General features: G+C 70.6%; 14 protein-coding genes. 7 read left to right on the top strand and 7 right to left on the bottom strand.

All coding sequences use genetic code 11. The features are described from left to right. The first annotated feature begins 15 nt into the window (after positions 1 to 15). The 3 genes from arfB to V6M46_RS02780 all read left to right on the top strand — a co-directional run bounded on the left by arfB (position 16) and on the right by V6M46_RS02780 (position 865). Positions 16 to 408, top strand: a complete 393-nt coding sequence (gene arfB / locus V6M46_RS02790; RefSeq protein ID WP_332662242.1) for an alternative ribosome rescue aminoacyl-tRNA hydrolase ArfB — start codon at positions 16 to 18, stop codon at positions 406 to 408. A gap of 59 nt (positions 409 to 467) precedes the next feature. Further along, positions 468 to 590, top strand: a complete 123-nt coding sequence (ykgO, locus tag V6M46_RS02785) for a type B 50S ribosomal protein L36 (protein WP_332662241.1) — start codon at positions 468 to 470, stop codon at positions 588 to 590. A gap of 92 nt (positions 591 to 682) precedes the next feature. Next, positions 683 to 865 (top strand): hypothetical protein, encoded by a 183-nt coding sequence (locus V6M46_RS02780; protein ID WP_332662240.1) that lies wholly within the window; start codon positions 683 to 685, stop codon positions 863 to 865. On the opposite strand, the gene V6M46_RS02775 is transcribed toward V6M46_RS02780, so the two are convergent. Next, positions 862 to 1,200: a UBP-type zinc finger domain-containing protein gene (locus V6M46_RS02775; protein ID WP_332662239.1), complete on the bottom strand. Its 339-nt coding sequence runs from the start codon at positions 1,198 to 1,200 to the stop codon at positions 862 to 864. The two genes, V6M46_RS02780 and V6M46_RS02775, sit on opposite strands and share 4 nt — an antisense overlap. 126 nt (positions 1,201 to 1,326) lie before the next feature. On the opposite strand from V6M46_RS02775, the gene V6M46_RS02770 reads away from it, so the two are divergent. Both V6M46_RS02770 and V6M46_RS02765 read left to right on the top strand, forming a co-directional pair. Continuing rightward, positions 1,327 to 2,022 carry a pyrimidine reductase family protein gene (locus tag V6M46_RS02770; protein ID WP_332662238.1) on the top strand — a complete coding sequence of 232 codons (696 nt, stop codon included), beginning with the start codon at positions 1,327 to 1,329 and terminating at the stop codon, positions 2,020 to 2,022. Between the two features lie 30 nt (positions 2,023 to 2,052). Beyond that, positions 2,053 to 2,559, top strand: a complete 507-nt coding sequence (locus tag V6M46_RS02765) for a DoxX family protein (RefSeq protein WP_332662237.1) — start codon at positions 2,053 to 2,055, stop codon at positions 2,557 to 2,559. 4 nt (positions 2,560 to 2,563) lie between these two features. On the opposite strand, the gene V6M46_RS02760 is transcribed toward V6M46_RS02765, so the two are convergent. After that, complete coding sequence (locus tag V6M46_RS02760; protein WP_332662236.1) at positions 2,564 to 4,231, bottom strand: FAD-dependent oxidoreductase; 1,668 nt, start codon at positions 4,229 to 4,231, stop codon at positions 2,564 to 2,566. A 187-nt stretch (positions 4,232 to 4,418) separates the two neighbouring features. Here V6M46_RS02760 and V6M46_RS02755 point away from each other — a divergent pair, with 187 nt between their 5' ends. Continuing rightward, complete coding sequence (locus V6M46_RS02755) at positions 4,419 to 4,802, top strand: hypothetical protein (RefSeq protein ID WP_332662235.1); 384 nt, start codon at positions 4,419 to 4,421, stop codon at positions 4,800 to 4,802. Between the two features lie 2 nt (positions 4,803 to 4,804). On the opposite strand, the gene V6M46_RS02750 is transcribed toward V6M46_RS02755, so the two are convergent. Both V6M46_RS02750 and V6M46_RS02745 read right to left on the bottom strand, forming a co-directional pair. Continuing rightward, positions 4,805 to 5,101 (bottom strand): hypothetical protein, encoded by a 297-nt coding sequence (locus V6M46_RS02750; protein ID WP_332662234.1) that lies wholly within the window; start codon positions 5,099 to 5,101, stop codon positions 4,805 to 4,807. A gap of 5 nt (positions 5,102 to 5,106) precedes the next feature. Then, positions 5,107 to 5,550, bottom strand: a complete 444-nt coding sequence (locus tag V6M46_RS02745) for a VOC family protein (RefSeq protein ID WP_332662233.1) — start codon at positions 5,548 to 5,550, stop codon at positions 5,107 to 5,109. 127 nt (positions 5,551 to 5,677) lie between these two features. Here V6M46_RS02745 and V6M46_RS02740 point away from each other — a divergent pair, with 127 nt between their 5' ends. Next, positions 5,678 to 6,241: a CGNR zinc finger domain-containing protein gene (locus V6M46_RS02740; protein WP_332662232.1), complete on the top strand. Its 564-nt coding sequence runs from the start codon at positions 5,678 to 5,680 to the stop codon at positions 6,239 to 6,241. On the opposite strand, the gene V6M46_RS02735 is transcribed toward V6M46_RS02740, so the two are convergent. The 3 genes from V6M46_RS02735 to V6M46_RS02725 all read right to left on the bottom strand — a co-directional run. Next, a complete protein-coding gene (locus V6M46_RS02735) occupies positions 6,238 to 6,966 on the bottom strand; it encodes a phosphatase PAP2 family protein (protein WP_332662230.1) in 729 nt (242 codons plus the stop codon). The genes V6M46_RS02740 and V6M46_RS02735 overlap by 4 nt on opposite strands. A 91-nt stretch (positions 6,967 to 7,057) precedes the next feature. Next, positions 7,058 to 7,756, bottom strand: coding sequence for a GAF and ANTAR domain-containing protein (locus V6M46_RS02730; protein ID WP_332662229.1), 699 nt, complete (start codon positions 7,754 to 7,756; stop codon positions 7,058 to 7,060). Further along, on the bottom strand, positions 7,753 to 8,004 hold a 252-nt coding region (locus tag V6M46_RS02725), incomplete at its 5' end, for a fatty acid desaturase family protein (protein WP_332662228.1). The genes V6M46_RS02730 and V6M46_RS02725, both read right to left, overlap by 4 nt.

Below are 8,004 nucleotides of genomic sequence, written 5' to 3'. Positions count from 1 at the left end.
AGTCATAACGGACGCCTGTCCCTGCCCGAGAGCGAGATGACCTGGCGGTTCTCTCGCTCCTCGGGCGCCGGCGGCCAGCACGTCAACACGACCGACACCCGCGTCGAGCTGATCTGGTCGCTCGCCGACACCACCGCGCTCTCCCCCGCCCAGAAGGAGCTCGCCGCCCAGCGGCTGAGCAACCGGCTGGTCGACGGGACGATCACGGTGGTGTCGTCGCAGTACCGCTCCCAGCACCGCAACCGCGAAGCGGCCCGCGTACGCCTCGAGGACCTGGTGTCGCAGGCGATCGTGCCGCCCAAACCGCGCCGCGCCACCCGTCCCAGCCGGGCGTCGAAGCAACGCCGGCTCGACGCCAAGAAGCGCCGCAGCTCGCTCAAGCAGGGCCGCTCGGAATCGTGGGAATAGCGACCACCTGACAATCGTTGTCAGGTACGCGTGATTCCCACGCACAGGAAGGACAGCAGATGAAGGTCCGCAACTCGCTTCGCTCGCTCAAGGACCAGCCCGGCTCGCAGGTCGTACGCCGGCGCGGTCGCACGTTCGTCATCAACCGGCAGAACCCACGCCTCAAGGCCCGACAGGGCTAGTGCCCTCGTCAATCGCCGGCGGTCCCCCGCTGCCGGCGATTGAGCCGACCTGCCGCGGGTACGCCCTTGCCACGCGTACCTCAGGAGGAAGCATGACGGTTGCCCCACCCGAACCCGCGCACGACCCGGCCGGTCCGAGCGAGGACGATCCCGGCAGGCCCACGACGCCGGACCTGCCCGATCCGGCGTTCCCCGAGGTGCTCCCCGGCGGCGATCCCGGCCCCGGCGGGTCGCCCGAGCCGGAGCCCGAGACCCAGCCGGATCCGGCTCCCTAGTTGATCCTGGACCGCCAGTCGGCCGGGACCGCGCCCGCGGGTCCGGGCGTCGGTTGGTCGACGGGGTGGTGGTGAGGCGGTGCGAGCTCGGGTCCGTCGAGCGCCTCGCCGTTCCGGAAGTCCCAGAACCAGTCCTCCCCGGGTTCGTACGACTGGATGAGCGGGTGACCGGTCTCCCGGAAGTGCTTCGTGCCGTGCTGGGCCGGGGAGGTGTCGCAACACCCGACGTGGCCACAGGCCGCGCACCGGCGGAGGTGGACCCACCACCCACCGTCCGCGAGACATTCGACGCAACCCTCGCCCGACGGCGGTTGCGAGACATTGATGGCTTCCATGCGGGCCAGCCTACAAACGCTCGGTCCAGGTGGACCCGACCCACAGCGTGATGACGGCGGGCACCGGGGCCTGGGTCATGAATGCACTCCGATGGGCTCTGCGTGGTGGGTTTGTAGGGTGCAGTCATGACCCTGGACGCCGGTGAGCTCGAACGCCTGTATGCCTACCCGCCGAGCGACCGGCCGTGGGTGCGTACGAACTTCGTGTCGACGCTCGACGGAGCCGCCACCGGCACCGACGGGAAGTCCGGGACACTGGGCGGCCCGACCGACACCCGCGTGTTCGCGCTGCTCCGGTCGCTCGCCGACGTCATCGTGGTCGGCGCCGGCACCGCACGCGACGAGGGCTACGCCGACTTCGAGGTCGACACCGACCTGCGTGCGCGGCTCGGTCTGTCTCCGGTCCCGACGATGGTGCTGGTGAGTCGCCGCCTCGGCATCCCTCCGGCTCTCGTCGCGCCCGGCACGGTCGTGGTGACGACTGCCGATGCCGCGCCGGAGGCGGTCGCGACGCTCCGCGAGACCGTCGAGGTCATCGCCGTGGGCCATGGCGAGATCGACTGGACCGCCGTGCTCGACACATTCTCCGAGCGGGGCTGGCACCGCGTGCTGTGCGAGGGCGGGCCGAGCCTGCACGGCGAGCTGGTCAGGCTCGACCTGGTCGACGAGCTGTGCCTCACGATCGCCCCGGTCCTTGCCTGCGGCGACGCCCCGCGGATCGCGCACGGCCACGACGCCGTGCACCACACCATGACGCTCGGCCACGCGATCGAGGCCGACGGCGGGCTGCTGACCAGGTGGGTCCGCACCCGCCACCCGTAGGCTGTCCGAGCCACGCACCCAAGGAGTCACATGAACGAGCTCGACACCGCGTCCCTGATCCTCAGGCTGTCCCTCGGCGTCACGCTGATCGCGCACGGGTGGAACCACGGTTTCGGCCCCGGCGGGCTCAAGGGCACGGCCGGCTGGTTCGAGAGCATCGGCCTGCGGCCCGCCAAGGTGCACGCGGCCGTGAGCTCATACCTCGAGCTGGCGGCGGGTGCGGCCCTGATCGTCGGCCTCCTGGTGCCCTTCGCCGCGGCCGCGGGCATCGGCATCATGACCGTCGCGTTCGTGACGGTGCACCGGCGCAACGGGTTCTTCATCTTCCGCAAGGGCGAGGGCTATGAGTACGTCATGACGATGGCATTCGCGCTGACCGCCCTCGCACTCCTCGGCGGCGGCAAGGTGTCGCTCGACCACGCGCTGGACCTCGACCTCGACGGCGTCGCGATCGGCCTCGGCGCCGCGGCCGCAGGAGTCCTCGGCGCCGCCGGGATGCTCCTCACGAGCTGGCGGCCGTCCCGCACCTCCGACTGACGGGCTAGGGCCGCACCGGCGCCAGATGCGCGTGCACCTGCGCGACCGACGCGGCACCCTCGCCGCTGGCCGACGCGACCCGTTTCATCGAGCCGGACCTGACGTCACCCGCGGCGAAGATCCCGGGAGTCGTGGTCTCGAGCGGTGCCGGCGGCCGGCCGTCGACCCAGCGATCCATCGGGATCTCGCGGCCGGTCAGCACGAACCCGCGCTCGTCCTGGACGACTTCGGGCGGGAGCCAGCTGCACCCGGGATCGGCGCCGAGCAGCAGGAACAGCCCCTCCGCGGACATCCGCTCGGTCGCGCCGGCCGAGTCCTCGAGGTCGATCCACTGCAGTCGCCCGTCGCCTCCGCCGTCGACGACGCTGGAGCCGGTTCGCACCGAGATCCGCTTGTGGGTCGCGATCTCGTTGATCAGGTACGCCGACATGGTCTCGGCGAGGCCGTCACGGCGTACGACGATCGTGACGCTTCGGGCGAACCGGGCGAGGTGGAGCGCGGCCTGACCCGCGGAGTTGCCGCCGCCGACGATGAAGACGTCACGGCCCTGCATGTCACGCGCGACGCTGGTCGCGGCGCCGTAGTGCACGCCCCGGCCCTCGAGCTCCTCGATCGCGGCGACCCCGAGCCGCCGATAGCTGACGCCGCACGAGATCAGGATCGAGCGGGCGCGCAGCGTGCCGCCCTCGAAGTCGACCTCGTGCACGTCACCCACGCGTAGCCCGGTGACCGCGCGGCCGGTGTAGAGCCGCGCACCGAAGCGGGTCGCCTGCACGCGTGCCCGCAGCGCCAGCCGCATGCCGGACACGCCCCGAGGGAAGCCGAGGTAGTTGCGGATCATCGAGCTCGACCCCGCCTGGCCGCCGATCGCATCGGCCTCGAGGACGACCGTGCTGAGACCTTCCGAGGCGCCGTAGACGGCTGCCGCCAGCCCGGCGGGTCCGCCACCGACGACCAGGAGGTCGGCGATGAAGTCGTCGCCGAGGTCGGCGGGCGTGCCGTAGAACGCCGCGGCGACCGTGCGCTCCGTCGCGGCGGTCACCGGCTCGCGGCTGAACGACTTCACGATCGGCAGCGTCGGCTCGCCGTCGATCGAGGCGATCAGCTCGCGCCCGGTCTCGCTGTCGGGGAGGAACCGCTCGTACGCGATGCCCATCCGGTCGAGGAAGTCGCGGATCGCCGGGATCGAGGACTGCGTGCCGTCGTCGACGATCTGCACACCGGCGACGACGGGCGCCGTCGCCGACCAGCTCCAGTCGGAGAGGTACTCCGAGATCGCGGTGTGGAACTCCTCGTCGCGGGCGCCCTGCGGGATGAGCAGGTATGTGTCGAGGCGGCCCTGGCCGAGCGCGGGACGAAGCTCGTCGAGCGCCGCTGCGAACTGCGCGACCGGCACCAGGGCGATCCGGCGGCTCGTCGGCGAGGCGACCCGCAGCTTGTCGAGCAGCGGCAGCGCTCCGCCTTCGATCGAGTGGTCCACCGCGACCAGCGCGACCTGTCGCCCCTCGGACATCAGGTAGCCCTTGAGCTCGTACGCCTGCGCGCCGCCCTCCACGACGTGCAGGTCGTAGTCGCGGGCGTACCGGCTCGCGAACTCGTCGGCCAGCGAGGCGTGATGCTCGGGTGTGGCGACCACCAGGATCACGGGGTTGCCGGGTGGGGACTCCGTCATGGCGCGAAACTACCCGACGCCCTCGAACGCCCGTCTCTCCGGTCGAGGCGACCGACGCGGGTCGCCCTCCCAGCCTGCGATTCGAGACGATTCGGACGACCGGACGCTGACCGATAGGCTGTCTCGCAGCGTCGCAGCAGCCGCACACTCCCAGTCCCCGGCAGGCATGACCGCGAGGAGCCCTCCCATGCGGATGAGCAAGACCCACAAGGTCGTCGTCACCGCCGTCGTGACGACGATCGCCACGGCAGCCGTGCTGACGTTCACTCGCGGCGACACCACGACAGCAGACCGCATCGCCTCACTTCCTGACGCCAGCGGCGACTCCCCCCTCGTTGCCGGCCGCACACCGGGCGCCACCAACAGGCCGACACCCAGCCCGAGCGCGGCGACACCGTCGCCGAAGGCGACCGATCCGGCCACCCAGGCGCCGAAGCCGCCGGTCAAGGCGTCGGTCGGGGCCGCGACGCCGACCACCACCAGCTCCCCGCCGCCGACGGCCAAACCGGCTCCGTCGCCCTCGCCGACGCCGACCGAGAAGAACCTGCTCGAGATCCTGCTGGGCCAGTAGCCTCAGTCAGCGGCCAGGAGCGGCGTCATGTGCGCCGCGTACCACTGCGGCCAATCGGGATCCTTCACGCCGGCGTCCTTCTCGTGCGCTGCATGCGCGACCGCCGCGTCCTCCAACGCACCCTTGACGACGTCCGCCCCGACCGGGTGACCCGCCTCGGCCAGGGTCCGCGCCATGTGGGCGGCGTACCAGCTCGGCCACTCCTCGTCGTAGACGCCACCGAGCTCCTCGGCCTCGTGCACGCCATGAGCGGTCGCGGCCCGCTCCAGGGCGTCGAGCACGAGCTTCGTGGTGAGCATGTCGGTCACCGTCCCGGGGCCCGGGTCTTGACCTCCTGGACGACCCATTCGTTGCCGTCCGGGTCGCTGAACGAGGCGAACGAGCCGTAGCCGGCCCGCTCGGGATGAGGGCCCGGCACGCGAGCCTCGGTCCCGGCGTGGTGGAACACGCCACCCGCGTCGTGGAAGACCTCCGAGACGTCGACACCGCGGCCGACGAGCTCCGCCCGGGCCTCCTCGATGTCGGACACGACCAGGTGCAGGCCCTGGACCGAGCCCGGGACCGCGGTCGTGAGGCGGTCACCGAAGATCACCGATGCCTCCGAACCCGGCGGCGTGAGCTGGACGACCCGCAGGCCGTCGTTCGCGGAGAAGTCGGCATCCTGCCGCCAACCCAGCGACTCGTAGAACTCCCTGGCGCGGTCCACGTCGGCGACGGGTACCACCACCACTTCGAGCTTCATGTCCATGACTCGTGCTCCTTTGACCCTCTCGGGGTCATCTTGGCGGATTCCGTCCGTCACCGGTCTGACTGGTTACTACGTTGGCACGCATACCGTCACCGGTCAAGGGGGTTACGCGTGATATGCTCGTGACATGGACCACGCCTTCCCCTGCGGCAACCTCTCGCTGGACTTCGTCGGCACCCTGCGCGCTCGCCGGGACGAGTCGCCGACCGAGATGTTGACGTCTCCTGCACGACTCGACTCGTGGTTCACCGAGTCCGGCATCGTCGACGGAGACACCGCGTCCCGCCCTGGGGACGTGACAGCCGCGATCGCGCTGCGCGAGGCGATCTACTCGCTCGTCGCAGCGCGCATGGCCGGCGCGGCGTTCGACGGGTCTGCCCTGTCGGTCGTCAACGACGCAGCGCGGAAGCCCTCGGTCATTCCGCAGCTGACGCCCGGAGGCCGACGCACGCAGGCCACACCGGTCCAGGCGTTGTCGACCGTGGCGCGCGATGCGATCAACATCCTCGGCGGTCCGGATGCCGACCTGCTCAAGGAGTGCTCACGCCCCGGGTGCACACAGACGTACCTCGACACGTCACGCGGTCGCCGCCGCGAGTGGTGCGCCATGGAGACGTGCGGCAACAAGATGAAGGCCGCGGCCTACCGCGCCCGCAAGCGGGGCGAGTCCAGCCGGACGACCGTACGCTAGGCGGGCAGGTCGGCGGTTCGGGGCGGCCGTGACACCAGCATCGAGATCGCCAGGAACGCCAGCCCCACGATGCCGTCGAGCCAGTAGTGGTTGCCGGTCACCACGACCACGAGCAAGATCGCCACGGCGTACAGCGGAGCCAGCCAGCGCCAGCGCGTATGCAGGCACATGACCACCGCAATCGCGATGAGGGCGGCCCACGCGACATGCATCGACGGCATCGCGGCCAGCTGGTTGGTGAAGCCCGTCCCCGGCTTGCCGTCGTACGTGCTCTGGCCGAACTCGAGACCCGTGTCGACGATCCCGAAGCCCGGCTCGAGCCGGGGCGGCGCCAGCGGATAGCCGATGTGGCCGACCAGCGCCAGGCCCGTCGTCAGGATCAGGACGTTGCGGAACCATCGGTAGACGTCTCTCCGCCGGACATACAGGAGAGCCAGGGTGCCGAACATGACCGGGAAGTGGACGTACTGGTAGATCGCGTTGACGACGCGAACCAGCGCATCGGAGTGGAGCACCCAGCCCTGCAGGCGCGCCTCGCTCGGCAGCCGCAGCGTCCGCTCCAGTGACCAGACCTGGTCGGCGTGCTCGCGGGCGACCCGCTCGCTGCCCTCGAACAGGTGCCGGCACAGCAGGTAGAAGCCCCAGAGCGCCACGAGGAGAGCGACCTGGCCGGCGGCGGCCACGCGATTGCCCCACCGCGTACCGGCAAGATCAACCGTCAGCATGGGCTCTCCTCACCGGCCGACACACGACGCCACGCACCACCTCTACCCCGTTCTGCCGGTGTGCTCACACGCTAGCTGGCCTCGGGGACGATCATGCCCTTCCGGCGGACGGGCGCACCGAGCTGTCGACCAGCCGCTCGGCGACCTCCAGGAGCGTGGAGTCATCCCGCTGCGCCGCCCGGGCAAGAACCAGGAAGGCCTGCGAGGGCACGAGCTCGTAGCGCTGCATGAGGATCCCCTGGGCCTGCCCGATCGTGGACGCACCCAGCAAGGCGCTCGCCTGCCCCTCGGCATCCTGCGCCGAGCTCAGGGCCACCGCGATGTGCGCCGCCAGGGCCAACCCGGTCGTACGATCCTCCGACTCGAACGCGTTGAGCTCGCCGGAGTAGAGGTTCAGGGCACCGAGGGTGTTGTGCGTGACGAAGAGCTGGAAGCACAACATGCTCCTGACTCCCAGCTCGTCGCTCGCGCGGCGGGACCAGCGCGGCCACCGGCGCTCGACCGTCAGGTCCCCGCTCCACACCGTCTCCTGCTCGTGGATCGACTGGAGGCACGGCCCCTCACCCAGCTCGTACTGCAGCTGGTCGCCACGGAGCGCGACGTGGTCAGTGGCGGCGGGGGTCTCGATGCGGGTCCGGTCGTACACGAGCGACAAGCCGGCGTGCTCGGCGTGCGGAATGATCTCCAACGCTCCGGCGACGGCCGACTCCAGCGTGTTCGTCAGGCTGCTGGCCGCGCCCATCGCGCGCACGGTCTCCGACAGCAGCTCCCACTCGTCCTCGGATCTCATACGCCGACCCTGCCGAGATCGCGATCGGGGGCGCGGAGCTGGGCCGAGAGGGGACAGTCGAACGGGTCACGGGCGCGCAGGCCGACGTTGTTGAGGTAGTCGACCACGATCGCGTACGAGTGGAACAGCCCGACCTCCATGTAGTCGATGCCCTCGCGTTCACAGTGCGCGCGTACGAGCGGCTGCGCCTTCTTGAGGTTGCAGCGCGGCATGTTGGGGAACAGGTGGTGCTCGATCTGATAGTTCAA

The sequence above is a fragment of the Aeromicrobium sp. genome (assembly GCF_036676885.1).
In the GTDB taxonomy this organism is placed as follows: Bacteria; Actinomycetota; Actinomycetes; order Propionibacteriales; family Nocardioidaceae; genus Aeromicrobium.
This window is presented reverse-complemented; position numbering and strand designations above follow the sequence as displayed.